General features: G+C 64.8%; 28 protein-coding genes. 13 read left to right on the top strand and 15 right to left on the bottom strand.

Annotated elements, in window-relative coordinates; genetic code table 11:
• Positions 1-34: 34 nt before the first annotated feature.
• The 3 genes from ABEJ63_RS05370 to ABEJ63_RS05360 all read right to left on the bottom strand — a co-directional run bounded on the left by ABEJ63_RS05370 (position 35) and on the right by ABEJ63_RS05360 (position 3,141).
• Positions 35-457, bottom strand: a complete 423-nt coding sequence (locus ABEJ63_RS05370) for a universal stress protein (RefSeq protein ID WP_375795326.1) — start codon at positions 455-457, stop codon at positions 35-37.
• A gap of 57 nt (positions 458-514) precedes the next feature.
• Positions 515-1,162 carry a hypothetical protein gene (locus ABEJ63_RS05365; RefSeq protein WP_375795325.1) on the bottom strand — a complete coding sequence of 216 codons (648 nt, stop codon included), beginning with the start codon at positions 1,160-1,162 and terminating at the stop codon, positions 515-517.
• Positions 1,163-1,344: 182 nt separating this feature from the next.
• The gene (locus ABEJ63_RS05360) at positions 1,345-3,141 is read right to left on the bottom strand and encodes an L-aspartate oxidase (protein WP_375795324.1); all 1,797 of its coding nucleotides are present in this window, start codon (positions 3,139-3,141) and stop codon (positions 1,345-1,347) included.
• Positions 3,142-3,569: 428 nt separating this feature from the next.
• Between ABEJ63_RS05360 and ABEJ63_RS05355 the strand changes: the two genes are divergently transcribed.
• From ABEJ63_RS05355 to ABEJ63_RS05345, 3 genes are all read left to right on the top strand, one after another.
• Entirely contained in the window at positions 3,570-3,980 is a 411-nt protein-coding gene (locus tag ABEJ63_RS05355) for a CBS domain-containing protein (protein WP_375795323.1), read from the top strand.
• Positions 3,981-3,984: 4 nt separating this feature from the next.
• The gene (locus ABEJ63_RS05350; protein WP_375795322.1) at positions 3,985-5,097 is read left to right on the top strand and encodes a thiamine pyrophosphate-dependent dehydrogenase E1 component subunit alpha; all 1,113 of its coding nucleotides are present in this window, start codon (positions 3,985-3,987) and stop codon (positions 5,095-5,097) included.
• A gap of 98 nt (positions 5,098-5,195) precedes the next feature.
• Positions 5,196-6,236, top strand: coding sequence for a hypothetical protein (locus ABEJ63_RS05345; RefSeq protein ID WP_375795321.1), 1,041 nt, complete (start codon positions 5,196-5,198; stop codon positions 6,234-6,236).
• 3 nt (positions 6,237-6,239) lie between these two features.
• Here ABEJ63_RS05345 and ABEJ63_RS05340 read toward each other — a convergent pair whose 3' ends face one another.
• Complete coding sequence (locus ABEJ63_RS05340; protein ID WP_375795320.1) at positions 6,240-7,268, bottom strand: deoxyhypusine synthase; 1,029 nt, start codon at positions 7,266-7,268, stop codon at positions 6,240-6,242.
• Between the two features lie 91 nt (positions 7,269-7,359).
• Between ABEJ63_RS05340 and priS the strand changes: the two genes are divergently transcribed.
• Together priS and ABEJ63_RS05330 are read left to right on the top strand one after the other, a co-directional pair.
• On the top strand, positions 7,360-8,550 hold the full coding sequence (gene priS, locus ABEJ63_RS05335) for a DNA primase small subunit PriS (RefSeq protein WP_375795319.1): 1,191 nt from the start codon (positions 7,360-7,362) through the stop codon (positions 8,548-8,550).
• Positions 8,550-9,365, top strand: a complete 816-nt coding sequence (locus ABEJ63_RS05330) for a hypothetical protein (RefSeq protein ID WP_375795318.1) — start codon at positions 8,550-8,552, stop codon at positions 9,363-9,365. Before priS ends, ABEJ63_RS05330 begins: the two co-directional genes overlap by 1 nt.
• 109 nt (positions 9,366-9,474) lie before the next feature.
• Here the strand turns inward: ABEJ63_RS05330 and hisD are convergent, their stop codons facing one another.
• Positions 9,475-10,743 carry a histidinol dehydrogenase gene (gene hisD, locus ABEJ63_RS05325; RefSeq protein WP_375795317.1) on the bottom strand — a complete coding sequence of 423 codons (1,269 nt, stop codon included), beginning with the start codon at positions 10,741-10,743 and terminating at the stop codon, positions 9,475-9,477.
• A gap of 87 nt (positions 10,744-10,830) precedes the next feature.
• Here hisD and ABEJ63_RS05320 point away from each other — a divergent pair, with 87 nt between their 5' ends.
• Positions 10,831-11,526 carry a metal-dependent transcriptional regulator gene (locus ABEJ63_RS05320; protein WP_375795316.1) on the top strand — a complete coding sequence of 232 codons (696 nt, stop codon included), beginning with the start codon at positions 10,831-10,833 and terminating at the stop codon, positions 11,524-11,526.
• Positions 11,527-11,771: 245 nt separating this feature from the next.
• Here the strand turns inward: ABEJ63_RS05320 and ABEJ63_RS05315 are convergent, their stop codons facing one another.
• Complete coding sequence (locus tag ABEJ63_RS05315) at positions 11,772-13,124, bottom strand: NAD(P)/FAD-dependent oxidoreductase (RefSeq protein ID WP_375795315.1); 1,353 nt, start codon at positions 13,122-13,124, stop codon at positions 11,772-11,774.
• A 182-nt stretch (positions 13,125-13,306) separates the two neighbouring features.
• Here ABEJ63_RS05315 and ABEJ63_RS05310 point away from each other — a divergent pair, with 182 nt between their 5' ends.
• Both ABEJ63_RS05310 and ABEJ63_RS05305 read left to right on the top strand, forming a co-directional pair.
• Entirely contained in the window at positions 13,307-14,089 is a 783-nt protein-coding gene (locus ABEJ63_RS05310) for an enoyl-CoA hydratase/isomerase family protein (RefSeq protein ID WP_375795314.1), read from the top strand.
• Between the two features lie 37 nt (positions 14,090-14,126).
• Positions 14,127-15,083 carry a D-2-hydroxyacid dehydrogenase gene (locus ABEJ63_RS05305; RefSeq protein ID WP_375795313.1) on the top strand — a complete coding sequence of 319 codons (957 nt, stop codon included), beginning with the start codon at positions 14,127-14,129 and terminating at the stop codon, positions 15,081-15,083.
• A gap of 3 nt (positions 15,084-15,086) precedes the next feature.
• Here ABEJ63_RS05305 and ABEJ63_RS05300 read toward each other — a convergent pair whose 3' ends face one another.
• Positions 15,087-15,296, bottom strand: a complete 210-nt coding sequence (locus ABEJ63_RS05300; RefSeq protein ID WP_375795312.1) for a hypothetical protein — start codon at positions 15,294-15,296, stop codon at positions 15,087-15,089.
• Between the two features lie 133 nt (positions 15,297-15,429).
• Between ABEJ63_RS05300 and ABEJ63_RS05295 the strand changes: the two genes are divergently transcribed.
• The 3 genes from ABEJ63_RS05295 to ABEJ63_RS05285 are packed head-to-tail and all read left to right on the top strand — an operon-like array spanning position 15,430 to position 18,148.
• Positions 15,430-17,211 carry an Nramp family divalent metal transporter gene (locus ABEJ63_RS05295; protein ID WP_375795311.1) on the top strand — a complete coding sequence of 594 codons (1,782 nt, stop codon included), beginning with the start codon at positions 15,430-15,432 and terminating at the stop codon, positions 17,209-17,211.
• 38 nt (positions 17,212-17,249) lie between these two features.
• Positions 17,250-17,642: a hypothetical protein gene (locus tag ABEJ63_RS05290; RefSeq protein WP_375795310.1), complete on the top strand. Its 393-nt coding sequence runs from the start codon at positions 17,250-17,252 to the stop codon at positions 17,640-17,642.
• On the top strand, positions 17,639-18,148 hold the full coding sequence (locus ABEJ63_RS05285; protein WP_375795309.1) for a hypothetical protein: 510 nt from the start codon (positions 17,639-17,641) through the stop codon (positions 18,146-18,148). Before ABEJ63_RS05290 ends, ABEJ63_RS05285 begins: the two co-directional genes overlap by 4 nt.
• On the opposite strand, the gene ABEJ63_RS05280 is transcribed toward ABEJ63_RS05285, so the two are convergent.
• The gene (locus tag ABEJ63_RS05280) at positions 18,053-18,721 is read right to left on the bottom strand and encodes a CFI-box-CTERM domain-containing protein (RefSeq protein WP_375795308.1); all 669 of its coding nucleotides are present in this window, start codon (positions 18,719-18,721) and stop codon (positions 18,053-18,055) included. The two genes, ABEJ63_RS05285 and ABEJ63_RS05280, sit on opposite strands and share 96 nt — an antisense overlap.
• Before the next feature lie 79 nt (positions 18,722-18,800).
• Between ABEJ63_RS05280 and ABEJ63_RS05275 the strand changes: the two genes are divergently transcribed.
• Positions 18,801-21,824: an FAD-binding and (Fe-S)-binding domain-containing protein gene (locus tag ABEJ63_RS05275; protein ID WP_375795307.1), complete on the top strand. Its 3,024-nt coding sequence runs from the start codon at positions 18,801-18,803 to the stop codon at positions 21,822-21,824.
• On the opposite strand, the gene ABEJ63_RS05270 is transcribed toward ABEJ63_RS05275, so the two are convergent.
• The 3 genes from ABEJ63_RS05270 to ABEJ63_RS05260 form a co-directional block, all read right to left on the bottom strand.
• Positions 21,821-22,186, bottom strand: coding sequence for a VOC family protein (locus ABEJ63_RS05270; RefSeq protein ID WP_375795306.1), 366 nt, complete (start codon positions 22,184-22,186; stop codon positions 21,821-21,823). The genes ABEJ63_RS05275 and ABEJ63_RS05270 overlap by 4 nt on opposite strands.
• Positions 22,187-22,267: 81 nt before the next feature.
• Positions 22,268-22,513 (bottom strand): hypothetical protein, encoded by a 246-nt coding sequence (locus ABEJ63_RS05265; protein ID WP_375795305.1) that lies wholly within the window; start codon positions 22,511-22,513, stop codon positions 22,268-22,270.
• A gap of 88 nt (positions 22,514-22,601) precedes the next feature.
• Positions 22,602-22,769, bottom strand: coding sequence for an AN1-type zinc finger domain-containing protein (locus ABEJ63_RS05260; protein ID WP_375795304.1), 168 nt, complete (start codon positions 22,767-22,769; stop codon positions 22,602-22,604).
• 89 nt (positions 22,770-22,858) lie between these two features.
• Here ABEJ63_RS05260 and ABEJ63_RS05255 point away from each other — a divergent pair, with 89 nt between their 5' ends.
• Complete coding sequence (locus tag ABEJ63_RS05255) at positions 22,859-23,314, top strand: hypothetical protein (RefSeq protein WP_375795303.1); 456 nt, start codon at positions 22,859-22,861, stop codon at positions 23,312-23,314.
• A gap of 12 nt (positions 23,315-23,326) precedes the next feature.
• Here ABEJ63_RS05255 and asd read toward each other — a convergent pair whose 3' ends face one another.
• From asd to ABEJ63_RS05235, 4 genes are all read right to left on the bottom strand, one after another.
• A complete protein-coding gene (asd, locus tag ABEJ63_RS05250; RefSeq protein WP_375795302.1) occupies positions 23,327-24,358 on the bottom strand; it encodes an aspartate-semialdehyde dehydrogenase in 1,032 nt (343 codons plus the stop codon).
• 63 nt (positions 24,359-24,421) lie between these two features.
• Entirely contained in the window at positions 24,422-25,948 is a 1,527-nt protein-coding gene (locus ABEJ63_RS05245; protein WP_375795301.1) for an MATE family efflux transporter, read from the bottom strand.
• Positions 25,948-26,544 (bottom strand): TetR/AcrR family transcriptional regulator, encoded by a 597-nt coding sequence (locus tag ABEJ63_RS05240; RefSeq protein WP_375795300.1) that lies wholly within the window; start codon positions 26,542-26,544, stop codon positions 25,948-25,950. The genes ABEJ63_RS05245 and ABEJ63_RS05240 overlap by 1 nt, the downstream gene beginning before the upstream one ends.
• Before the next feature lie 82 nt (positions 26,545-26,626).
• Entirely contained in the window at positions 26,627-26,818 is a 192-nt protein-coding gene (locus tag ABEJ63_RS05235; protein WP_375795299.1) for a 30S ribosomal protein S17e, read from the bottom strand.
• Between the last annotated feature and the right edge of the window lie 31 nt (positions 26,819-26,849).

The following is a 26,849-nucleotide window of genomic DNA, read 5'->3' as shown; positions in this document are numbered from 1 at the left end:
CGGCTCCCGACTGGTTACAATAATATGGGTGACGTCAGTGCTGGACCGCCAAGACAGGTGTATCGCCGCCCTGGATGACTTGCTCTGTGACGCTGCCGAAGACGACTCGCTCGGCACTACCCCGGGCACGGGTACTCATGACCGCAAGGTCTGCCCCAATCTCCGTCGCGTACTCGGTGATGACCCGAGCAGGACTTCCGAACTTGACGGTGACAGTCGCATCGACGCCATCCGGGGCATGTTCCTCGACGAGCTGTTTGGCTGTTACCGTCTGCTCACGCTTCCGGCGACTGAGTTTCTCCTCGTCGCGCCCCGCGGTTCCGAGACCGCTGGAGATTTCAACGACTGAGAGGACGTGTATCGTGGCGTCGTACCGCTCGGCATGGCTAAACGCGTGGGCTGCGGCGTCGGTCGTCGCCTCGCTGCCGTCCGTCGGGAGTAGAATGGTGTCGTACATTGGTATCTTTATAGGTCAGTGAGACTGAATATTCTTCTTCGGTTGCTTCTGTAATCACTACTGTTGGCGGGCGATGAGCACTGCGTCAGCGACCACGTCATGTCCAATTGGGACGAGTTGAAGCATCCCGCCGAGCACGAAGATGTTGGCAGTCACGACCCCCGTCAGTGGTCCCAGGCTCGCAGCCAGCACCCCCAGTGTCACCAGTCCGGTGCCGGCATAGACGAGTCGCTCCTGCTGGCGTATCTGTGGACTCTCCCAGTTATACAGCCCTGTCACGAGGTAGCCCATTCCCATTACCGCCAACCACGGGTGCCAGTATGCGTATGCGAGGAATTCCGAGGGAAGCGTTCCGGTGAGGGCAGCCACGTTGACCATGGTCGCGGCGACGTTGAGTCCACCCCACACTACCCAGACCCGGTTGCGCCGGACGGTCGGCGCGGTGTAGGTCACGCCGACGAAGATGATTCCGCTGGTCAGGACGACCCACGTGAGGACGATTGACGGGATCAGCCCGATTGGGGCCAGGCCGGGGTTCTGGCCGAACACCCAGGATAGTCCCCAACCGAGCACCCCTTCGAGGAAGCCGAACAACAGCAACCCGTCACCCGGGAGCGGCGGGGTCAACAGCCGTCTAAAGTACAGTGATAGCGCGACGCCCGATCGGTGAGCGCGGTCGACAGCGTTGACAACCCTACCGCACATGGTTACCCCGCTTGGGTGACGGCCCGCTGCGGATGTCTTCAGCTCTTCGACGACGAGGCACGTGTTTCATTATCAAATACAGGGGCTAATCAGTCAAAACTCCCTGGATTTCACACCCAAATCATACTATCGACCGCCGCGACGTGCAGGAATCACGACGTCGGAACGACGAGCGGAAGTTGCTACTCGAGTTGGTGGTAGTCCAGTTCGTACCCCTCATCGAGCGCGTCCTGAACGGCCTCGCTGGGGGTTCCGACGGCTTCTGTGTGCGTGGACATGCCACCCACGTCGGCCCGTTCGAAGTAGATGTTCCGCCGCCAGTCGGAATCGATGTCGGGGTAATCGGTCCGATGGTGTGCGCCCCGGGATTCGGTCCGTTGGATGGCACCTCGTAGGACTGCTCTCGCGGCTGTCAACATGAATCCGATGTCGATAGCGAACTCGAAGGAGTCGCTCGTAATCGGGCCGACGTCCATATCCGAGGCCTTCTCCCGCAGCGCATCGAGTTCGTCGAGTCCAGCACGCAGGGAGTCCTCGTCGCGGAGGATTCCCGCGTGTTCCCACATTAGGTCCTGCAGGTCGGTGAACACGCTCATCACTCCGTAGGTGCCGTCACGCCCTGCCAGTGTTGTAAGGTCACGCATCTGCGGCTTCGCGATATCATCGACAATCTGTCCCGGTATGCGACCCGGACCGTCGACTTGCTCGGCGATTCGTTTACCGGTGACGGCACCGAAAGCGACGGTTTCGGCCAGCGAGTTCCCGCCCAGTCGGTTTGCACCGTGGACTCCCGCCATTGTCTCTCCGATGGCAAACAGACTACTGACACTCGTTTCGCCGTACTCGTCAACAGCAACCCCACCCATGCCGTAGTGAGCCGTCGGCGCGACTTCGACCGGCTCGGACGCCATCTCGACTCCGAGGCTGTCGAACCGCTCGTGCATTCGCGGCAGGCGTTCACGGATGAATGACTCGCTTTTGTGGGAGAGATCGAGATAGACACCACCGTTTTCGGTGCCCCGACCTTCGGCGATTTCCTGTGCAATCGCACGGGCAACGATGTCGCGAGCATCGAGTTCCATCTGGTCCGGCGAATACCGCTTCATGAACCGTTCACCCTCTGCATTATAGAGGCGTCCCCCTTCGCCGCGAACTGCCTCGGTGACGAGGCGGCCGCTCCAGGGCTCCCACTCGGGATCGCTCTCATTAACGGCCATCCCTGTCGGGTGGAACTGGACGAACTCCATGTCCATCAGTTCGGCGCCAGCGTTGTAAGCCAGCGCTGGACCGTCGCCATTGTTCTCGTCCTCCCTGGAAGTATGGCGGTTGTAGACTGCCGCGTACCCACCGGTCGCGAGGACAACCGTCCCCGCATTAAATACCAGGTAGTCGCCAGTGTCCATATCGAATCCAACGGCGCCGTATGCTCGATCGCCGTCCGAGAGCACGGACGTGATCATCACGTTCTCGCGGTAGGGAACCGACAACTCCTGTGCTCGGTCGATGAGCGCGTTCAGCATCGACTCACCGGTGTGGTCACCGGCAAACGCGGTCCGCCGGAACGACTGGGCGCCAAAGAAGCGCTGGTCGATGCTGCCATCTTCGGTTCGGGAGAAGTCCATCTCCCACTCGTCGAGTTCGCGGAGCCGGTCGGGCATCTGCTTCGTGACTGTCTCGACCTTGCCAGGGTCGTTGAGGAAGTGGCCCTCGTTGAGCGTGTCGGCAGCGTGGACTGCCCACGAGTCTTCCGGGTCGTGGGTCCCGAGTGCGCCGTTGATACCACCACGGGCCCAAGTCGTGTGAGCGTCCCCGTGGCTCCGTTTACCGAGCACCAGCACGTCGTTGATGCCGCGTTCGGCGAGTTCGATTGCAGTGCGAGCGCCTGCGGCGCCGGCCCCAATCACGAGGACCGATACGTCAACGGTGTCGTACCCAGGGTCGCCGGAACTGCCGGTCTCGGTTGTCTCTGGAGCGTTCACGTTAACAAAAAAGGGGCGAGGACGGTTAGGGGTTGCGCGTGCGCGTGCGCGCGGGGCATTTACGGCTCTTGACTGTTTGCAGAGGTCCCTCTCAGGATTGTTGCGGACGAGATTGGATTCGACATAGCCGAGAGCGACGTTCGCTACACACAGATACCGCTCAGAGTGGACTCTACCCAAGATGGATTGGCGACTGTCTGCTTTTTGACGTCAGCGACGATGATATTCGTTTACCTTTACTTGAGGCCATATAAATAGAAAGCCGGCCTCGGCACTCATAGGGCTCGTCACGGCCGGGTGTCCACGCCGGCTTGGCCCGTTGACTCGTCATCGGCCGACCGGGGGTATGCTCGCGAGCGGATTGTCGTTTCCGGTGAGTGAGGCGTGGTAACACGACAGTTATGTGCGGTCGGTTGCTGAATCCGGGTATGAGCGAGCCATCCGTCTCGGACGCGATGACGACGCCCGTCCTGACGCTGGACGCGGAGACGCCGGTACCAGAGGCGGCAGCCGCGATGGTCGACCGCGGTATCGAGTCGGTCCTCGTCATCGATGAGTCGTGCCGCCCGCAAGGGATCTTCACCTCGACGGACGCCCTCCGGGTAGTCGCGGACGACCCCGAAGAGGCAGCCGTCGCCGACTACATGACTGAAGATGTCGTGACAGTCTCTTCCTCAGAGCCACTGACAGCTGTCGCGCCGTTGATGATCGAGAAGCAGCTCGGCCACCTCCCGGTTACGGGCCCTGACGGACAGGTGACCGGAATCCTCACCCGAACGGACCTCACTGCTCACCATCCCGGCGTGGATGCCGAGCCGCCGGCGCCCCACTCGGACTGAGTGAATGGCTGACCGCACGCTCCTCGAGCGGGCGCCCGGCGACCGAATCGGCCTGCTAGCTCCCGATGGAACACTTGCGGACGGCTACGAGCCCTCGCTCTCGGACGACCGGCTCGTCTCGCTATATGCGGATATGAAACTTGGACGGCACTTTGACGAGCGGATGGTGAGCCTCCAGCGGCAGGGCCGGCTGGGAACGTACGCACCGATGGCTGGTCAAGAGGGGTCAGGATTTGGCTCGATGTACGCGCTTGAAACGGACGACTGGGTGAGCTACCAGTATCGCGAACACGCCGTTCCCATCGTCCGCGGATTTCCCGCGGAGTATCTCCACTACTGGGCGGGCCACGAGTCGGGCCACGAGCCGCTGGCCGACGAGCGCATCTTCCCACTCAATATCTGTATCGGCGACCACCTCCCGCACGCGACGGGGCTGGGAATGGCGGCGACCCTTCGCGACGACGCGGATGTTGTCGTCTGTCATCTCGGGGATGGGGCCACCTCGGAGGGGGACTTCCACGAGGCGTGCAACTTCGCCGGTGTGTACGACACCCCCACGGTGTTCGTCTGTCACAACAATGGATGGGCAATCTCTGTCCCCCGCGAAGAGCAGACCCGCTCGGAGACGCTCGCCCAGAAAGCAACCGCTTACGGGTTTGAGGGCGTCCAAGTCGACGGGATGGACCCGCTCGCCGTCTACGAGACGATGCGGGCCGCCCGCGAGAAGGCGCTTGCTCCGCGTGAGAGCGAGGCCGCACCCACGCTCATCGAGACGGTCGAGTACCGCTATGGTGCCCACACCACAGCGGATGACCCGTCCGAGTATCGCGACGAGACAGACGTCGAGCAGTGGCGTCGGGTCGATCCAATCGACCGACTGGAGAGGTTCCTGCGTAAACGAGGGCTGCTCGATGACGACCGCGTGGCAGATATCGAGGCGGACAACGAGTCACGAGTCGCCGCGGCTGTTGACCAGCTTTCCGAGGCGACCGCCGATCCGGATGACATGTTCGCGGACGCATTCGCAGAGCTGCCCCAGCGGCTGGCCGACCAGCGCGAGTATCTGCGCGACCTCCGGGCACGCCACGGCGACGAGACGCTCACCAGAGAGGAGTGACGCCACTCGAGGGTCGGTTGGGTGTGTCCCACCGAAGCTTCTTCAGACGGCCGGCATACGAGGAGCCGTGAACTGGCTCGCGGGCCCGGAGGGTGCCGATGACGGCTGACCCGGATGCTGACGGGACTTGGCTCGGGTTCGAGGTGGAGTTGTTGCGCCACGACCCCATCGAGTGGGTCCTGTTGACAGGTGACCGCGTGCTGGTCGCGGCGCTTGGGCTACTCCTGCTGTCAGGGGTGCTCGCGGCTATCATCATCCTCGGGGGTGTGCCGTTTCGCAAGGAGACGCCCGTTCTGTTCCTGCTGTTCGCGCTCATCGCGGCGAACTTCACCCTCATCGCCATCGTCACCTCGCTGAGTCAACTCGTGTTGGGTCGGCGGCTGGAGTCGCCAGGAGAAATTCGTCGAAAGATAGATGAAACCATCGACTACCGCGAAGAGGTGGGTGCGGCCGTCGGCCGAAGCGTGGTTCCAGTCCGCCCCGACGCGTTCCTGCTTGCGCTCTACCGCGACGTCGACCGGTTGTTGGAAACGCTCGAGACACAACAGTCGGAGGGGCGGACCCGGCTGGCCCGTGAGGAACTCGCTGAATTGACGGTTAATCTGCGGAGCCACTGTTCGTACGTCACCGACGTGCTGCGGCGGCCGGCCAGCGGAGTAAAACACGCACTGTTTGTCTCGCTTGACGCCGACTTCGAGACCGCCGTCTACCGGGCCTGGCACCTCCAGTGGGAACATGCCGACGAATTCGCGGAGGGGGCCGCCGAGCCGCTAGCCCGGCTGGCCGAGACGCTTCAGCACATTGAGGTCGCTGGTCGGCTGTTCAAGACTGTGTTCATCGAGTCGGAGATAGCAGAGCTATCGCGTTTCCTCTTATATGTCGGTATCCCGGTCCAGCTCGCGGCCGTTGGGCTGACGCTCGCCTACACTGCCCCCGGGGCGGGCCCGCCGCTCGCGCCCAGCACCCTCAGAGTCGTCGTACCCATGGTCATTGTGGCTGGCTTCGCGCCGTTTGTCCTGCTGAGCTCCTACGTCGTTCGGCTCACTGTGGTTGCGGGCCGCACCGCCGACAGCTTCCCCTTCAGTTCACAGCTGTCGACTGGTGTTGCCCTTCGCGACGGCTCCGGCCCAGATCACTGAGTCCTACTCAGCAAGCCGCTCGCGGACGGCCGCGACCAGTAGCGGCAGATGGACGGTGGCATCGCCGACGACAGTGGCGTTGCGCGCGTCTGGCTCCAGCTTCCCCCACGAGCGGGCCTCGTCAAGCGTCGCTCCCGAGAGCCCTCCGGTATGGTCTGGGTCGGTCGTAATCTGGACCGCGTAGTCGTAAGCGTTCGGCGTAACGAGCATTGTCTGGAGGGTGAAATTCTTGGGGACTCCGCCGCCGATGAGCAGGCAGCCAGCCCTGTCGGCGTCGTACGCGAGGTCGGTCAGCGGTGTCATGTCCGAGAGTGCGTCAAGCGCGAAGTCGGAGGTCTGTGCGTACATCCACGCCTGCAGGCCGAGCACTGAATCCGCGACGGCCGGACAGTAGATGGGGACGTCTGATTCGTAAGCGGCGGCCGCTAGCCCCGGTCGTTCCTCGACATCTTCGCGGCCGTTGACGGCGGCATTTGCACGCCCAAGCTCTCGCGTGAGGTCGGCGATACCAACGGTTCCTTGCGCCTCGAGTGGCGGAAACACCTCCTCTCGGAGGTGTGTCTCGAAACGGCTGAAGTGCTCCTGGGGGAGATAGACGTTGTAGACACGATCGACTTCTTCCTCCCGGAGTCGCTCGTCGTGTTCGCGGGCACTGCGGTCGGGTGACTCTGCCGACCCATGGTGGTGTTTTCCGCCGATAGCCTCAATGGCGTCATGGGTGAGGTTCGCGCCCGTCGTGACGAGCGCGTCGACGTAGCCATCGCGGACGAGGTCTGCGACAATCCGGCGCATTCCGGTCGGCACCATCGCCCCCGCCAGCGAGACGAAGACGGTACACGCCTCGTCGGCCAGCATCTCTGCATAGATGTCCGCTGCCTCGTGGACGGCGGCGGCGCCGATGCCGGCTTCGCCGTACTCCTCCACGAGTTCACCGACGCTCATCCCGCCTCTGACGTGGGCGTGGCCCAATGGGTCATGGCTGAATTCCTCACGGTCGGGCATCGCCCGCTCGTCGCTACCGTCGTCGGTCATTGCGGTCGCTTGGCGGGTCGCGGCTTTCAAGGTCGTGGTCTGGCGGCCGAAGGACACCCTTTTGCCTTCCTCGCTCGTCGGTCCGGAAGCCATGGACGAACGGACACGCGAGTACCTCCGGGGCCGGTTCGGCGACTACTACCGCCGGAGCGGCATCAAGGGGCCGCCTGGCGCTAGCGAGCGCGAGTGGGGTCACATTCCCTTCACGCCTGGTGAGGGGACGACGATGGTCCGTCACCAGTCGTGGCTCGATATCGCTGGCGGTGGCTCGCTGGCAGACTTTCTTGCGCGCGAGCAGCCGCGACACGTCTACTTTTCTGCGGGTCGGTACACCCATCCTGGTGCCGACCGCATGAGCGAGAAGGGGTGGCAGAGCGCCGACCTTGTCTTCGACTTGGACGCCGATCATCTCCCAGATATCGACCCGGCGGAGACCTCGTATGCCGACATGCTCCAGGCGTGTAAGGGAGCGCTGTTCGATCTATTGGACTTTCTGGAGAATGACTTCGGCTTCGCCGACGAGGACGCGACTATCGTCTTTTCAGGTGGGCGCGGCTACCACGTCCATGTCCGGGCCGACGGCATCCAAGACCTCGGCCGCGACCAGCGGGCCGAGATTGCCGAGTATGTCCGCGGTCCCGATGTCGAGTTCGAGGATGTCGTCCGGACGGAGTCGGTCGAGGGAATCGGGCTGAAGAACCCGGCCCCGAAACGCACTCTTCCTACCGATGGGGGCTGGGGCGCCCGTATCCACCGACACCTGATGGCGCTCGTCGACGAAGTGCGCGAATTGCCTGAGGCAGAGGCGGTTGCCCGTCTTCAAGAGTTTTCGGGCGTCGGCGAGGGGAAGGCTACAGCGGTGCGGCAAGCCGCCCTCGACAGTTACGATGAACTCGCCGCGGGTAACATAGACGTCCACCCGGCGTTGGTTTCGCTCGCGAAGGTGCTCTTCGAGCGTACTCTCGCGGCAGACGGCGCCCCGATCGACGAGCCGGTGACGACGGACATCAACCGGCTCATCCGGCTGCCCGAGAGCCTCCACGGTGGAACTGGGCTGGTCGTCACGCCAATCGACCGGGCTGCTCTCGACGAATTCGAACCGCTCGTCGACGCTGTCCCAGAGCACTTCCGCAACCATGAGGTGGCTGTCGAGGTGACTGATTCCGGGCCGGTTGAGTTCGGCGGCGAAGCGTTTACTATCCAGGAGGGAGAGTGTCGGCTCGAAGAAGCCCTCGGCGTGTTCCTTATGACACGCGGCCGGGCAGAGAAGGTGACCGAGTGATGGACCTCGACGAACTACAGAGCATCCAGAGCCGGGAACGACAGGCTTCGAGCCTGCAGAACCTCCGAGCGACATTCTATCAGGATGCCGGCGAGTTCATCCAAGAGCTGGTCCGCGAACGCGATTGCGCGGCCGAGCGCGCTGACGACCCGTTCTCCTCTGACGAGGTCCGGCGGCTCTCCGACGACATCGAGACGGCGAAGTCGACTGTCGAGGCCATCTACGAGCGGCGCGTCGGGAAGGTAGTCAAGACCGCCTCTATCGCCGCGGCAGGGATGCCCGCCGACGACGCCGGTCTCACGGAGGAAGAACAGGAACTATTCGAGACACTCGTGGACCGCATCGAGCGCAACCGTGAGCGCGTCCTCGATGGCGTTATCGAGAACGGCGGCTCCGGCATCTCCTGCTCGCGGGACCCTCAAGAGACGTCGGCCGGGTCAGCGTCGGCCGACTCGGCAGCGGTAGAGACGACTGTCGACGCCGAACCGGGTGCGGCAGCCGAACTCGGCTTGGACACTGACGCCGAATCAGAACTGGCGCCGAAGTCGGTGCCAGAGACGGACGCGACGGGAGACGAAACCGAGCTGGTGGACCATGCGGACGAATCTGACGTGGCCGCCGCATCCAGTGGTGAAGAGCCATCTGACAACGGGCCAGCAGTCGAACGCACTACTGTCCGCATCACCAGCGACATTGGGGAGGTATTTGGCGTCGACGAGCGCTCATATGACCTCTCCGCAGAGGATGTGGTGACGCTGCCGGCGGAGAACGCGGGACCGCTGGTAGAGCGGGACGCCGCTGAGCGGCTGGATTAGAGGCCTCTCTGTTTGGGTTCCGCTTGAATCCAGTAGTGTCGAACGAGGCAGGCGGCCCTCAGTGGCCCTGCCGGCCGCTCGAGTTAGACCTCTGGATACTACCTCTGACTCACTCGAAGCGCTTCCGGATGCTCTCTGCGTGGGCCTCCAATCCCTCGGCCTCGGCGAGCGCCGTCACCGTCTCGGCGATATCGTTGAGCCTCTCCCGGTCGAGCCGTTGAACAGTTTGTGAGACGAGGAAGTGGTCGACCGAGAGGCCACCAGTTGTCTTCGCAAGGCCACCGGTAGGAAGGACGTGATTGGGGCCGGCGGCGTAATCGCCGGCGGCCACCGGCGAGTAGGGCCCGAGAAAGACGCTACCGCCTGCCTCTACACGGTCAAGCAGTGTCTCGTCATCTTCGGCCTGTATCGAGAGGTGCTCAGCCGCGTATTCGCCGGCGAACAAGGCGGCCTCCGACATCGATCGCGCGGTAAACACGCCGGAGGCGTCGTTATCGAGCGCCGACTCAATGACCTCGCGTCGTTCGCGCGCGGCCGCCTGTCGTTCGCAGGCGTCGGCGACGGCCTCTGCAAGGGCCGTGTCTGGCGTTACTGCGACCACGGCGGCATTAGGGTCGTGCTCGGCCTGCGCGACGAGGTCGGCGGCCACCACTTCCGGGTCGGCCGTTTCGTCGGCAAGCACGAGTATCTCGGAGGGGCCAGCGAGAAAGTCTATCTCACAGTCCGGCCGGACTTCGGCCTTGGCGGCGGTGACGAACCTGTTGCCTGGGCCAACGATTTTCTGGACGCGGTCGACTGTCTCTGTCCCGTAGGCAAGTGCGGCGACGGCCTGTGCGCCACCGGCCTGGTACACTGCGTCGGCACCTGCGACGTGGATGGCCGCCAGCGTCGCGTCGTTCAATTGCTCGGCTGGCGGCGTCGCAACGGCGACGTGGTCGACCCCTGCTACCGTCGCGGGGATTACGGTCATCAGCGCCGACGAAGGATAGGCGGCGGTGCCACCAGGAACGTATGCGCCGACCCGCTCGAGCGGCCGGTATCGGCGACCGAGCTCCCTGCCGTCGAATTCTCGACGCCAGTCGTCTGGCAACTGCGCCTCGTGAAACACGCGGATGTTCTCCGCGGCCCGTTCGATGTGTGCTAACAGTTCGTCATCGAGTCGCTTGGCGGCTCGCTCGGCCTCGTCGGTCACGTCGACATTGCCGACTGAGACATCGTCGAACTTCTCGGCGTACTCGCGGAGTGCGACATCACCTGCCTCGCGCACGTGGTCGATGATTTCACGTGCCGCATCGCGGGCGGCGGCGACACCGGCATCCCGGTCGAACAGCGCCGCCCGCTCGTCGGGCGACAGGTCTGCGACGGCTCGGACGTTCATACCGCGGTTCCGGGCCGCCGGCGAAAAACCGTTTCCATGCGAGCGGGTGTAAAGAACTAACCCGGCGGCCACGGTAGCTCAGGTAGGATGCTCAGCGCCGTGATGGAGGACTACATCAAGGCGATTCATGCTATCGAGGAGGACACCGGCGAGCGTGTGTCCACCTCGGAGATCGCCGAGTACCTCGATGTCACCTCTCCGACGGTGTCGAGCATGGTGAAGAAGCTGGGCGAACGCGGGCTAGTCGACCGCGAGGAGTACAAGGGCGTACGGCTCACCGAGGAGGGAGAGCTCGTCGCGCTGGAAATACTGCGACATCACCGGTTGTTGGAGGCATTCCTCACGGAGGCGCTCGACTACGACTGGGCGGATGTCCACGAGGAGGCGGACCGGCTGGAACATCACGTCTCTGAAGAATTCACTGACCGAGTCGCGGAGGCACTGGGCAACCCGAACGCTGACCCACACGGCGACCCGATTCCGACGAGCGAACTTGAGCTGCCGGAAGCCGAAGAGACGGTAACACTGGCGGCCGCCGACGAGGGCGACCGAGTGGTCGTCCGGCGCATCCGCCACCAAGGGGACGAGGAACTGCGCTACCTCGCGGATGCCGGCGTCGCGCCCGACGAGCCGCTGGAGGTGCTCGATGTTGCGCCGTTCGGGATGGTAACCGTCGCAACCGCGGCAGGCAAGCAGTCTCTGCCGGAGGATATCGCACGGCGCATTGAGGCAGTGCCGGCCGATGAGGTTGATGCGAGCGATGCAGGCGCCGGCGCGGCCTGACGTTCCAGTGCTGCCGCTGGTCGCTGTAGTGTCGCCCCGAACACTAACGACCGGCATCATCCCATGGCGGCTGACCGTGTCTGCCGGCTAACCCTCGTGCGGGGCGGGCTCGCAAGGCGGAGCCAAGCCTGTTGCACACCCGGGTTCGCCGCCGGTCATCGCGCGCTAGTGCGGTCTCGGGCGGGGACTGAAGGTGTGCACTCGAACTGAGATAGCGCCGCAGTTACCAGTTTCGCCGCGGCTGTCTAAACAGCGTACTCGCTCTCGCGTATCTGTGCATAGCGGCGTCCTCGGAGACTGAACTTCGCACGCTTGTACGCGTATAACAGACGGATACCGTCGACGCCACGGGTGACTAGGTCACGGTTGCGGTAGAAGCCGCCATCCGGCATGATGGCATCAACGGTGTCGAATACGCGGTCCCAGTCGGCTGGCCCGTAATCGCGGACGATGTCGGCCATCGCGACGTTACGGCGGAATTCCTCGGCAAGCGCGCGGTGCCATTCGGCGTTGTACGCCCGCAGGTTCCCCTGTGCAGCTAACCGGCCGGCCAGTTTTCCCGTCCGGACTGCGACGTGGTCACCTCCCTCATGGAAGGCGCTCGTCGCGCCCATCGCGCCGCCGGCGACGGCGACGTTGGCAGCAGTTGGCGACTCGATAGGCCGAGTCGAGGAAATAGGGTATGTCTCGGTCCCCTCGTGTTTCCCGCGGTCGCGCTGGAGCGGGAAGTCATCAAGATCGTAGTCGGGATAGGCGGTCTCGAGTAGCCGCTCGATGTACTCGCCGCCTTGGGGTACCTGCTCGTCATCCGGGCGGAGCAGCTGGTAACCGTCACGGTCTTCGACGTCCGCCAGATCGAGGTCGATGGGCATCGTGAGCCCGACGCGCGCGACAGTCCCATCGTTCGGGAATACCCACGGGTAGGCTGTGTGACCGGGCATATACCCCCACCAGAACTTGAGCCGGTCCGGCTCCAGCAGTTCCTCCGGTATCGACCGATACTCTTGGTAGGCGATGTGGTTAGCTCGCGGCGCGGCCAGCCGGTCGAACTCGCCGTTCGGGAGCAGTGGCTCCAGTACCCGGCCGGTGACTGTCCGCTGTGGTCCATCCGCGAGAACGAGATACGGGGCCGACAGCTCCGTCCCGTCGCTGAGAACGGCCGTGTGCTCGGGCTGGCCCGTCAGCGTCGTCTCTACCGTCCGGACACCAGTGCCGACGCGGTATTCAGCCCCGGCCTGCTCGGCCCGTTCGCGGAGCCAGTCGTCGAACCGAGCGCGGTGCATCGTAAATCCGAAGTTCGGGTAGGAGGCGTCCATCCCCGTTGAGTCGAGCGAGACCGCGCTGTTCGGGCCGATGAAGTCCGCTCCCGACAGTTCCCGGTGTTTGACGCGGTCAGGAATCGGCTCGCCGAGATCCATCAGATCGACCCAGTAGTCAAGAATACCGGCTGCGTCAGTCGAGTCCGGGCCAAGCCCCCCGCGGTCGGTCCGTGGCACCCCCTTCTCGATGACGACCACATCCGCACCCTCTGCCGCGGCCGCGTGGCCCGCCGCGGCGCCCGCCGGCCCCCCGCCGACCACGACGACGTCATACTCCATACCCGAACGGGAGTGCCGCGCGGCTTAAATCGCTTGACATGGGCGACGTGCGAGCAGCCAGTCATCTGCGCATAGTGCACGCAGAGTAGCATCAACGGCGAGCGACGACCGACGCGACCGCTATGGGTGCCTCGGTCCCAACGAGCCGCACAATTATGACGCCCGGGAGCGAGCCACCGGCTATGACAGACAGTGTCCGCACGGAACGGGACGGCAGCGTCGGTCGGGTCGTTCTCGACCGCCCCGAGGCCAACAACGCGATGGACCACGAGGCGGCCGCGGAGCTGCGGGACGCAGCCGCCAATCTAGCCAGCGACGACGATGTCCGATGTCTCGTCTATACCGGTGTTGGCGACCTGTTCAATACCGGCGCGGACCTGACGACGCTCGCGGGTGATGAACGCGACGAGTCACGGCTCCGGTCGCTCGCGGGTACTCTCCACGAGTTCGTTGGGACACTGGCGCGGGCGCCGAAGCCAGTCGTCTGCGGTGTCAACGGCGTCGCCGCGGGCGGCGGCATCGGTCCGGCACTCGCCGGCGACATCGTTATCGCGGCGGAATCTGCTCGCTTCCAGTTTGCGTACCCGGCTATCGGGCTTTCGGCCGACGGCGGCTCCTCGTATTTTCTGCCGCGGCTGGTCGGGCTCCGCGAAGCACAGCGCATTGCAATGCGTGACGAGCCGGTCAGTGCTGCCGAGGCCGTGGACCTCGGCTTGGTGACGGAAAGTGTCGCAGACGAGGCGTTCGACGAGCGGCTCACGGCCGAGGCGGAGCGGTTGGCCGCCGGCCCGACGGCGGCGTACGCGGAGACGCGCGCGCTCCTTCGAACATCGTTCGACCACGGGCTCGGCGAGCAGTTGGCCCGCGAGGCCGATCGCATCGCCAGACTGACCGACACGGACGACTACGCGGCCGGCCACGCGGCGTTCCTTGCGGGCGAAGAGCCGGAATTCACCGGCCGGTAGGGGCTACCGTTATGTCGGACGCGGGTAACCCCCGGCCATGAAGCTGCTCGTCCGCCGGCAGGGCGTCCACGGCTACGACGCCAGCGAGTACGCCGAGGTGCTGCGCGACCGACTTCCCAACCACGAGGTGGTCCACGCGCCGACCCGCGAGACGGAGGAACGCGAGGTGGGCGACGCCGACGTGCTCACGGGCTTCGACGTTGACCGTGAGTTACTCGCGGCCGGCGAGCGCCTGCGGCTGTTCGCCTGCGCGTTCGCCGGCACCGATCATCTCCCACTGTCTGCCTTTGAGGAGCGGGGAATCGGCGTTACGAACGCCGCGGGCGTCCACGCGCCCAACGTCAGCGAGTACGTCCTCGGCGCGCTCCTCGGGCACGCCAGACAGTTCCGCGAGGGGTACCGTCGACAGGAGCGGTGCGAATGGCGCCCGTGGACGGTGAGAGAACTTGCGGGCTCGACGGCGACGGTCGTTGGTCTCGGCCATATCGGGCGGGCGGTCACGGAGCGGCTTGCGGCCTTCGACGTGGAGACGGTTGGAATCCGCGCCTCCCCACAGAAGGGCGGCCCCGCCGACGAGGTGATCGGCCCTGACCAGCTCCACGACGCGCTTTCCCGTTCGACGGCAGTCATACTGGCGTGTCCGCTCACCGACGAGACGCGTGGGCTTGTCGGCCAGCCCGAGTTCACGACGATGCCAGCCGACGCCATCCTCATTAATGTCGCCCGGGGACCAGTCGTCGACACCGAGGCGCTGGTGGCTGCGCTCCGGGCCGACCGAATCGGTGGGGCTACGCTTGACGTGACCGATCCCGAGCCGCTCCCGCCGGACCACCCGCTCTGGACGTTCGAGAATGTGCAGGTGACACCGCACAACGCCGGCAACACTCCGGTCTACTACAAGCGGTTGGCAGATATCGTCGCAGAGAATATTAAGCGAGTCGACGAGTCGGGATGGGACACCACCCTGCGGAACGTCGTCCTCTCGCCGGCTTGAGGGTCACTCCTCAGGCGGCTCTGGGGGACCAGGACGGCCGAGCAAGCGGCGCTCGATGGGACGGCCGCCAAAGTACAGCAGGTAGCCGTATACGACCAGGGTAAGCCCGAACATCGCAGAGAGTGTGTAGGCGCCGGCGAGAGCATACTGGACCGCCAGTAACACGGCGGCGACCAGGATGAGTCGGGTCAGAGCGTAGCCAGGGAGGTCCACAATTTTCACTTGGGTGGTCGCGCCTAAAACGCCGTTGCCCAACAGTCTTGACCGGAGATGCTTGCAATTACGATAACTATTATATAATATCCTGATAAATCAATCTCTACTCCTTCGGGGGATGATACCACACATGCCAGACGAGAGTGATGGCACGGCCGAGCCAGACGGAGGCGTCATCACAGAAGATGATGACGTCTACACGACGGCAGAGGTCGGCGAGAAGTACCGCGATACGGTGTACCGCGAGACGGACTACGACTCACTGGAGGACGCACCACAGACGGCGGAGTACCCCTCAGCCGGCAAAAAGGAGGGGTACAAGCTGTTCGAGATGCCGAAGGTGCCGAAGGTGAGCCACATCGTCGGGCCGAGCGCTATCATGCTCGGGGCGTCGCTGGGAAGCGGCGAGACGATGTTCTGGCCGACGCTGGTCGCCGAGTACGGCTGGTTCCTCTACTGGGCGTTCTGGGTTGGCGTCATCACACAATTCTTCATCAACACGGAACTGCAGCGGTGGACGATGGCAACCGGGGAGAGTATTTTCCGCGCGTACGACCGCATCCACCGGTTCTGGCCGTACTTTTTCCTCGTCGCCGGGTTGTTCCATCTGGGCTGGCCTGGGTGGGCCTCCGGCGCGAGCGAGGTGTTCGCCTCGTGGACGGGGATCGTCCCACGGGGCGAGTGGTGGATAATCGCCGTCGTCTCGATGGCGCTCATCTGGCTCTCGTATCAGGCGGGTCCTGTCGTCTACAACATTATCGAGAAGGCTCAGATTGGCCTGATGATACTCGCGGTCGGCTTCGCCGTCCTGCTGGCGTTCGTAGTCGGGTCGGCCGGCCAGCTGGCGAACGTGCCGGCCGGCGCCGTCAGCTTCGGCGCGCTTCCGCCACAGAGCGAACTCGACATCGCCACGTTCCTCGGCGGGCTGGCGTACGCCGGGGCGGGCGGCTACATCAACCTCTCGCAGGGCGTCTGGTCCCGCGAGAAAGGGTACGGGATGGGTACCTACCAGGGCCGCGTAAAGAACCCCCTCCGAGGCGCCGAGCCCGAGGAGGTGCAGGGCGGTTTCGCGTTCGAGCCCACCGAGATCAACCTGAAGCGGTGGCGTGGCTGGTGGAAGGTGACCCAGCAGGAGCACTTCCTCACGTTCGTCGTGGGGCTGCTTGTCGTCGCCACCATCGCGATGACTATCTCCGTCGAGTACGCCGCCGGCAACGTCGGTGAGGGTGCCATCGACATGTGGATCGGCATCATCATCCCACAGCTCAACGGGCTGTCAGCGACGCTGCTGTATGCGGTCATCTTCATCGCGCTGTTCTCGACGCAGTACGCCATTGTCGAGTCGTTTGTCCGCAACAGCGTCGACATCGTCTACCAGGTGTACGGCCGCTCGCACGGCGTCGACGAGTCGCGGCTGTTCCTGGGCGTGCTGACGCTGTTCACGCTGTGGGGCATCGGCATCATCCTGCTGTCGAACGCGGTCGCGGCTATCAGCCAGCCGTGGATCCTGCTAGTCATCGGCGCGGCCATCGCGGGTGTGATGATGTGGCCGTACAACGCGCTGACCATCATCCTGAACACGACGAAACTGCCGGAGCACGCCCAGCCTGGCTGGGCCCGCGTGGTCGCGATGTGGTGGGCCACCGGCTTCTTCGGCTTCTTCAGCGTGCTGCTCATCGGCGGGCAGCTGTCGGGCCCGGTCGCCGATGCGGCGGCTAACTTCGGGCTCGGCGGCCTCTTTGAGTCCTTCGCCGTCCAGATGACCGTCGTCGGGAGCCAGCCCGGCGGCTACCTGCTGTGGGTGGCTGCACTCGCCGTGCAGGTGTACACGATGTACAGGTCGGCCCGCGCGAAGCTTGACGCGAGCGGCACTGTCGACGGGGCGGACGAGGCGTCCGGCCTACTGGCCTGACGCCGACCGTTTTTATCAGCTCCCGTCGAGATGCGCGTATGAACCTCGTTCGGACGCTCGCCGTCAACCGGTATGCGGTGTACGTCGGCGGGCTCGCGGTCATCATCGCACCGGCCGTGCTCGCGAGTGCTGGCGTCCCGGTGCCGCGACCCGTCCGGCTGGCCGTCGTCGCCGTCGCGCTGTCGGTGATGACGGTGACGTACCTCGGCGAGCGACGGCTGCGGCGGGAACCGACCGGCCCTGCCGAGACGATGGCCGACCGACCCACGCTCGGGACGCGGCTCGCCGTCGCCGGCGCGCTAGCCGGGCTGGCCGCGGGCGGCTATCTCGCGCTCCGCGGGCGACTCTGGGTCGGAGTGCTGTTCGTGCTCGGCGCCGGCCTGTTCGGCCGCATCGCGGTCGGGCGCGCCCTCGGGGGTGAGACACGGTGAGCGAGTCCGTCGACCCCGAGGAGCTGCCGAGCTCCGATATCGAGGTGGAACTCAGGGTTGGTTTCGGGATGACCGGCTCGTTCCCGCTCCGGCTGGCAGACCTGTTCTTTACGAACAATGGGCTCCACGTCGCGGAGTACAGCTACCTCACCCCCATCTTCGGGCTGGGGGCGCGCAAGCACCGCCGCGAGGCGGCGGCGATGGAACGGGTGTACGAGGTCCACGGTGTCGACGAGGTGCTACTGCAGGCCGACACTGTCGTCTGGCACGCCTACAACGACCTCGACCGGGTGACGCTCCACGACGGCGGCCGGCTCGGCCGCCCCCGTGTCGGCGTCTATCCCGCGACGGGCGCGAGCCACGCCTATCGGCTCCACGACGTTGAGGACGTCGACGCACTGGCCGACGAGCTACGGCCCCTCCTCAACCGCCACGGCGTTACCTTCGACCACTCGGGCGGGCTCGGCTACCGGCCCCGCGAGAGTCTTGCCCGCTTCTTCGGCTGAGCCGGCCGCGACCGTGTGGACCACATGGCCCGCCAGCCCACAGGCGAGACCGACGACGTACAGCCCGACGAGCAGCATGGATAGCAGGGGCCTGAGCAAACCGGCCGCGCGGCGCCGGCGAGCCAGCCGGGCGCAGACGTCGACGAGGCCGGCGACCACGCGAGTTGTCCGTGAGTCGGGGGCGGCCACCAGCGTGCACGCCACCGGCGGACTCACCCGCTCGTAAATCCCGACAAGGGCGCGACCGGTCCGGGTCGGAGCAAGCACGTCCTCACGGAAGCCCCGGAGCGCCGACAGCGCCCGCTCGTCGCCGGCGGCGGTCGTGATGAAGCAGGTGGAATGGTGCTGGTTCAGGTCGACCCGGCGGAGGTCTGTTTTCTCGAACCGCTCCGTCTCCTCGGGCGGAAACTCGGGGTCCGGCGAGCAGACGTACGCGTCCGCGCCGTGTTTCACGAACACGTCGCCCCGCTCGATGCGCTCGCCGTCGACGGTGTGGAGGGTAAGGTGTTTCTCGCGGCCGTCGCCCACCATCGCGTCGAATCGCTCGTTGTCCGGCTCGCTGTCCTCGGACACACCGACGGCTTCCGCGTCGACTGGCATGAGTGTTGTTGTCCAACAACGCGCTTATAGTGTCGCGCACACATTCGGGCGCATGGCTGTCGAGGACCGGTTCTACGAACCGGACGGACTGGAGACGTCGGCCGAGTCGATCGGGTCGGAGCGCCCGGACGTCTCGGCGTACCGCAGGCTGGCTGCGGACCTGCGCGAGCGCGTCGACGGCGAGGTACAGTTCGACGAGTATGCCCAAGTGCTGTACGCCACCGACGGGAGTATCTACCAGGCGAAGCCTGCTGGCGTCGTCTCTCCGCGTCACCGGGACGACGTCGTCGCGGCCGTCGAAGTGGCCGCAGAGCACGGCGTCCCTGTAATGGCCCGCGGCACCGGCTCGTCGCTGGCCGGCCAGGCCGTTGGGCCGGGCTGTGTCGTAATCGACGTCTCCCGGCACATGGACGACATCCTCGAAGTGGACCCTGAGGGCCAGCGCGCGACGGTCCAGCCGGGGGTCGTTCAGGACCACCTCGACGCGCGGCTGGCCGAACACGGGCTGAAGTTCGCGCCCGACCCCGCCTCCTCGAACCGGGCGACGGTCGGCGGCGGTATCGGCAACAATTCGACGGGCGCCCACTCTGTCCGCTATGGCATCACCGACGCGTACACGGAAGAACTCGAGGTGGTGCTGTCTGACGGCTCGCTGGTCCACACCCGCGAGGTGGTACTCGACTCCGCAGAGTACAATAATATCGTGGAGAAGGACGACCTCGAGGCGCACGTCTACGAAACGGTCCGCGGGCTGGTTGAAGACCACGAGGAAGAAATCGAGACGCGGTACCCAAAGCTGAAGCGGTCGGTCTCCGGCTACAACCTCCACAAGGTCGTCTACGAGAATGACGACGGCGAACGGGTGATTAACCTCTCGAAGCTGTTCGTCGGCGCCGAGAGCACGCTTGGCGTTGTCGTGGAGGCGACCCTCTCGCTCGTCTCCGTCCCCGAAGAGACGGCGCTCGCGCTCTACTGCTTCGACGACCTGGTGGCGACGATGCAGGCGGTGCCCGAGGCGCTGGAGTTCGACGTTAGCGCCGTCGAACTGATGGACGATGAGGTGTTCCGGCTCGCCGCCGAGTCCGACGGCTACGCCGAGTACGTCGACGTGATTCCCGAGGGGACGACGGCCGCCCTGATGCTGGAGTTCGACTCCGAACTTGTCGACGACTTCGAGGCGGCCATCGGGGAGACGAACGACCACTTCGTAACTGATGGGGATGCCTTCGACGTCGTGGAGGCGTACACCGACGAGGCGCAGGCGGATATTTGGAAGCTTCGGAAGGCCGCCATCCCACTGTTGATGTCGCTGGACGGCGACCCGAAACCGTATCCGTTCATCGAGGACGCGACGGTGCCGCCCGCGGAACTCGCCGAGTACGTCACCAAGTTTGAGGACGTTCTCGAGGCACATGGCACCTCGGCGGCGTACTTCGCGCACGCTGGCTCCGGCACGCTCCACATCCGGCCCATCCTCAACCTGAAGGAGACGGATGGTATCGAGGCGATGCACTCCATCACCGAGGACGTCACCGACCTCGTCTTGGAACACCACGGCGCCTTCTCCGGCGAGCACGGCGACGGGATGGCCCGCACGGAGTTCAACCCGAAGATGTACGGCGACCAGCTGTGGACGGCGTTCAAGGAGCTGAAGACAGCCTTCGACCCCGACTGGCTGTTCCACCCCGGCAACGTCGTCTACCGCGACGGCCCCGAGGACGTCGGCCCCGACTCCGAGCGGGGCGTCGGCGCGGACATGCGCGAGAACCTCCGGTACGGTGCCGACTATCAGTCCGTCGAGCCACAGACGGAACTCGACTTCGAAGACGAGGGAAGCTTCTCGGAGCTCGTCGAGTTGTGTAACGGCTGTGGCACCTGCCGACAGACGGACTCGGACGTGATGTGTCCCACCTACCGGGCCTCCGGCGAGGAGATACAGGCGACCCGCGGGCGGGCGAACATGCTCCGGGCGGCCATCTCCGGCGAACTCGATGACGGCGAGATACACAGTGACCGATTCCAGGAAGAGGTACTCGACCTCTGTGTCGGCTGTAAGGGCTGCAAGAGCGACTGTCCGACCGGCGTCGACCTCGCGAAGCTGAAGGCAGAGGTGAAACACCAGCACCACCAGGAAGAGGGCGCGGGGCTCCGCGAGCGGCTGTTCGCTAACATCGACGCTGCCTCTCGACTGGGGAGCGCGCTCGCGCCGCTGTCGAACGCGGCCGCGAAACTGCCGGGCGCCCGAACGGTGATGGAGAAGACGCTCGGTATCGCCGCCGATCGCGAACTGCCGACGTTCCGCCGCGAGACGCTGACCGACTGGTTCCACGACCGGGGCGGTCCCGCCGTCTCTGAGGCGGAGGCCGACGACACTGTTGTTCTGTTCCCGGACACCTATACCAACTACAGCTACCCGGCGCCGGGTAAGGCGGCTGTCCGGGTGCTGGAGGCTGCGAACGTCCGCGTTGAACTCGCCGAGGAAGCGGTCGCAAGCGGCCGGGCGGCCTTTTCAATGGGCTTTCTCGATGAGGCGCGCGAGCGCGCAGCAGAGAACGTCGCAGTGCTGGAGCCGCACGTCGCCAACGGGAAATCCATCGTGTTTGTGGAGCCGTCCGACGCCGTAATGTTCCAAGATGAGTATCGCGATCTACTCGAAGGACCGGCCGCCGAGGCGGTCAGCAGCGCCGCGTTTGGCGTTATGGAGTACGCCGACATCCGCCGGCTTGACGAGACCATCGAGTGGGCAAACCCCGACGAGTCCGTCGCCTACCACGGCCACTGTAATCAGAAGGCGACAAACAAAGACCACCACGCGGTGGGGGTGCTCCGGCGGGCCGGCTACGCCGTCGACCCGCTCGACTCCTCCTGCTGTGGGATGGCCGGTTCGTTCGGCTACGAGGCGGAACACTACGAGCTGTCACAGGCCATTGGCAACATCCTATTCGAGCAGGTAGAACAGAGCGACGCACCGACGGTGACCGCGCCCGGCGCGTCCTGTCGCTCGCAACTCGGCGACCGGAAGGGGCACGACCAGCCGCCCCACCCAGTTGAGAAGCTGGCGGCGGCGCTCGCTTAGTCGAGCGGCTCAATCAACTCGACGACGTGGCCGTCGGGATCCTTAATGAAGGCGGTACGGGCACCGGCGGCAGGCTGGTCGCTTGGCGCCTCCACAACGCCGTGATGATCGACCTGCTCGAACGTCTCGTCGACGCTGTCGACCCCGATTGCGATGTGGTCCCACGCGGTGCCGGCCTCGAACTCGGTCTCGCCGGCTGTATCAGCCAGCTGAATCTCGACGCCGTCGTCGTCGGCGACGTAGCGGTGACGAGTGTCGCCGGCCTCGAAGCCCCACGACTCTTCGAAGCCGAACTGTTCGTAGAAGGCGATTGATGTCTCCGCGTCCGCGACGTTCAGGCAGGTGTGGAGGATGTTTACCACGGTCGGTCCCTCCGTGTTTCTACGTTCATCATTGGCACGACTACACCGGGACAGAGGACGCCAAAGAGCGTGACGGTTCTCTCATTCTCCTGTACCGATTTCTGACTCCAGTCGCCGGACTCGCTCGTCGATTTCCATCAGATACTCTCGGATATCCTCAACTGAGTGCCGAAGGTCAGAGATTGCCTCCTTTTGGGCTTTGATTTCGGCGCTCTGCTCAGTGAGTACCTGTCGCAGCATCTCGTTTGCCTCCTTAGTAACATCCTCGACCTGCGAGAGCCGCTTATCGATGTCGTCGAGAGAAACCGTCTCGTCGCCGTCTGTCATCCGTGCGACTACCAGCACTAGTACGGAAATATACGTTTTCGTCGGTGTCGCCGTGGCCGCCCCTGAAAACAACTGTCCGACGGAAGCGTCAGGTGTGGGGTCCGCCGCCGCCGAAATTAGAGATGTCGTCCGCCGTCGAGAACAGCGGACAGTCGTGGTTCTCCGGGAGACGGTGATCGGCACAGAACTGCTGGTCGCAGTGGTCACACTCGAACGGCTGCTTGAGGTCGGCTCCACAGTCGTTGCACCGGCGCACAGTGTGAGGTGTGATACCCCGGCACGTATAGAAGTTGCGAGCGTTCAAGCGTCCGTCACGTCCAAGAGCCGGGACCGCAAACGGCGAGTATGCCGACGGACTGGCGGGCAGTGGTATCTGGTGCGGGCGCAGCGGTGGTTTACCTCGCTGTCCTCGCGCTGTTTCCCGGACTGGAGGGGGTGCGTGTTGCGGGTGTCCCGCTCGTACTCGGGACGGGGTTGGTCGCCGGCGCCGCCGCGGGGATGGCCGCCGACGATGGACCAGCCGCCGGTGCGTGGCACGGCCTGCTATCGGGGTCACTTGGTGGTGCTATCTTCGCGGTCACGTTGGTGTACGTCTTCGCTGCCAATGAGCCGTATGGGGTCTTCCACGGACTGAACCACGTCCTTGCACTGTCGGCGGCCGATTTCACCGTCGTTGCAACCCACGGCCGCGCCGTTGTCGCGGGAGTGGCTGGGCTGGGTTGGGTGCTTATTGCGGTGCTCGGGGTATACGCCGGGTATGTCGCCCCACAGCGGCAAGGTGGGGCGCTTGTTGAAGAGTGAACTCCAGCCAGGCTATACCCAGCCTTCCTCAAGCAGCAGTTCGCCGTTGAGCACGGACGCGCCCGCGGCGCCGCGGATGGTGTTGTGTGCGAGGCAGTTGTACTGGACACCGTCGTCCGTCTCGCGGAAGCCGCCGGCGGAGACGGCCATCCCGTTGCCGAGGTTGCGGTCCAGCCGCGGCTGGGGTCGCTCTGGCTCCTCGAAGGTGTGGACGAGCGGCTCCGGCGAGGAGGGCAGCGGCGCGGAAGGATAGTCGGCCATCGCCTCGGCAGCTGCCTCTGGTGAGAGTGACTCGCGGGTGTCCGCCCAGACGTTCTCGAGGTGGCCATCGATGGTGGGGATGCGGTTGCAGGAGGCGGCGACATCCATCTCATGAAGGTGAACTTCGGCGCCGTCGAACGAGCCCAGCAGCTTCCGGGATTCGCGTTCCATCTTCTGCTCCTCGCCGCCGATGTGCGGGATAGCATTGTCTATAATCTCCATCGAGGTTACCCCGGAGTAACCGGCCCCCGACACCGCCTGCAGGGTGGCGACCCGCACCGACTCAAGGCCCCACTCGTCGAGCGCTGCGAGCGTCGGCACCATCGTTATCGTCGAGCAGTTAGGGTTCTTCAGAAGCGCGCCGTCCCAGCCCCGTTCGTCCTGCTGGACCTCAAGCACATTCACGTGGTCAGGGTTCACTTCCGGGATGATGAGCGGCACATCGGGGTCCATCCGCGCGTTCGAGGAGTTCGAGGAGACAACGTAGCCGGCTGCCGCAAGCTCAGGTTCCACCTCTGCCCCGACATCGGATGGGAGCGATGAGAACAACAAGTCGACATCATTAGGAATCGCGTCGGGGGCGGTCTCGACCACCTCGATGTCGGTGACGGACTCGGGAATAGGTGAGTCCGCGCGCCACTTGGCGGCGTCTCTGTACGACCGGCCTGCAGAGGCCGGCGAGGCGGTGAGTGTCACGATGTCGAACTCGGGATGTGGCTCGAGTAGCTGGATAAGTCGCTGTCCGACTGCTCCCGTAGCGCCAAGAATACCGATACGTACCATTGTCCGGCCTCGGGCGGGCGGCGGCAAAACGGTGTCGCCGGTGGTAGGCGTTGCCTGGGAGACTCAGTCGTCGCCTGGTGGCGTCTCTGCCTCCGTTTCGGTCTCGGCGGCGTCCGGCTCGCCCGCCGCGGTGGTAGGCTCTTCCCGCACGTCGGCGCCGCGCCAAGTGCCCCGCTTGAACCACATCACGGCGATGAGTGCGCCGGCGATGTTGGAGACGACGAACCCCCACCAGATACCGGGCGGCCCCATCGGCATCACCAGCCGCGGTAAGGTGACCGTCAGGCTGGCCAGCCGGACGGGCCCGCCAACGCCGAATGCAAGCAGGGCGGCGACAGGCAACCGGATGAACCCAAGGAAGGTGATGGCGATAGCCGCCGAGACCATCGTTTTGCCGGCACCTCGGAAAGCGCCAGTGTAGCCGCGCATAAAGCCGATGCAGCCAAACGTGAGTGCGACGTACCGGAGAAACTGCGCGCCGGTGGCGACCACGTCGGGGTCGTTGCTGAACACGCCAACGATGGGCGAGGGGAACAGAAAGATTCCAACGCCGACGGCGCCGAGGACGACGAACATGACGCGGGCGGCGAAGTCAGCCGCAGCTTCCGCGCGATCCGGCTGGCCGGCGCCGATGTTCTGCCCGGCCATCGTCTCGACCCCTCGCGCCACGGCGATAGCCGGCAGGAAGATGACTGAAAAGACACGGATTCCGATGCCGAAGCCGGCGACGACGCTCGTGGAGAAGGCACCGACAACGACGAGCAGGAGATTCACCGACAGTGACCGGCCAGTCCCCTCGATGGACGCGGGCAGCCCAATCCGGAGCATTTTCCGTGCGTAGGTGAGGTCTGGCGCCATGTCGCGAAGCCGAATCTGAACGCCCCGGACCCCGGAGAACATGATAGCCATCCCAACGGCGGTGGCGACGCCTCGCGAGAAGACGGTCGCGTAGGCGGCCCCCTCGATGCCCAGCTCCGGGAAGGTAACCGTCCCGACGACCGGAGCGTTCGCTACGAGTGTCCACCCATTGATGAGAAACGGGTCGAGCGCGACGTTGAGCACCACGGTACCAAGCATGACGAGCATTGGCGTCACGGTGTCGCCGTAGCCACGCATCAGCGACAGGAAAATGAAGAAGCCGAACATCGCGGGCAACCCCAGCGAGATGACCCGCATGTAGGCGGTCGCGGCGGCAAGTACAGCGGGGGCTGCGCCGAAGACAGCAAGCAGGTCGTCCACCAGCAGGTATCCGGCCGCGCCGAGTACGACCGACACAAGTACGGCGAAAGCGACGGTCTGTGAGGCGGCGTATTCGGCCCGGCGCGGCTCCTCAGCGCCGGTGTGCTGGGCAACGAGGACGCTCCCGGTTACGGAGACGCCGAAGCCGATAGAGATGATAAGAAACACCATCGGAAACGCAAACGAGATGGCTGCCAGCGCCGTCGTGGAGTACTGGCCGAGCCAGAACGTGTCCGCGAGGTTGTAGGCTGTCTGGAGTAGGTTAGTGATAACAATGGGCAGCGAGAGATAAAACAGCGGCCAGCCGATGTCACCGCTCGTCAGTTCTAAGTCCTCTTTCCCTTTGAACATCAGACGGGCACCTCCGGCTCGTTACCGCGGCCGAGCACATCGTCGAGGTACGCCTCAACAAGCCGACGGCCTGCTGCGGGCGATTCGTCGAGCGTCACCTCGCGGACGTGGGCACCGTCGATAGCGGTGACGACAAACCGCGCCACCGCATCAGGATCGACGGCGCGGAAGTGACCCGCTTCGATGCCATCACGGACAGCGGAGGCGACCGTTTCGCGGAGCCGCTCATCAAGGGCAGCCAGCCGATCGCGATACGGCTCTGTGTACGGCGCCTGTGCTTTCAATTCCAGCAGCGCCACGGCGAACGCGCGACTGTCGTCGTCGGCCTCCGCGGGCGCGAATACCGCGTCGACGAAGCTATCGAGGCGGACACGCGGGTCGGCCGACTCGCAGGCCAGCCGTGACTCGAAGCGATCGAGCAGGTAATCGAGAAATGCCCGAAGCAGTTCTTCCTTCGTATCGTAGTGGTAGTGGAGCGCAGCCTTTGATTTCCCCCACTCGTCGGCGATGCGCTGGGTGGTCAGTTCGGCATAACCGTGACGACACAACGCCCGATATGTCGCCGCCATCACTGCCTCGCGCGTGTCGTCGTCCATCGGTCGGTGTGCGTACTTACTGACCAGTCAGTCAAGTGGGTTTCGCGTCAATGTGGCTACGGGGTGGGAAACCAGAGGAGCCTCAGGCCGCAGGACCGCCGCGCTGCTTGTGGGTGATATAGCCGGCGATGCGGTTGCGGACACCCTTCGACTGAACGTTGGTCAGCTCGGTGACGACCTCCTTGTTGTGCTCGAAGTCGGTGGTGAACGCCTCCTCGTACCGCTCCAGCAGCGCCTTCCCGAGCTTCTTGATGTAGGCGGGCTTGATGGCCATTACCGGATATGAGTCGGCGGCTGCCTAAAAA

It is taken from the genome of Halosegnis sp. (assembly GCF_042216475.1).
GTDB lineage: Archaea > Halobacteriota > Halobacteria > Halobacteriales > Haloarculaceae > Halosegnis.
The sequence above is the reverse complement of the archived record's forward strand: the minus strand, read 5'-3'. Positions and strand labels throughout refer to the sequence as shown.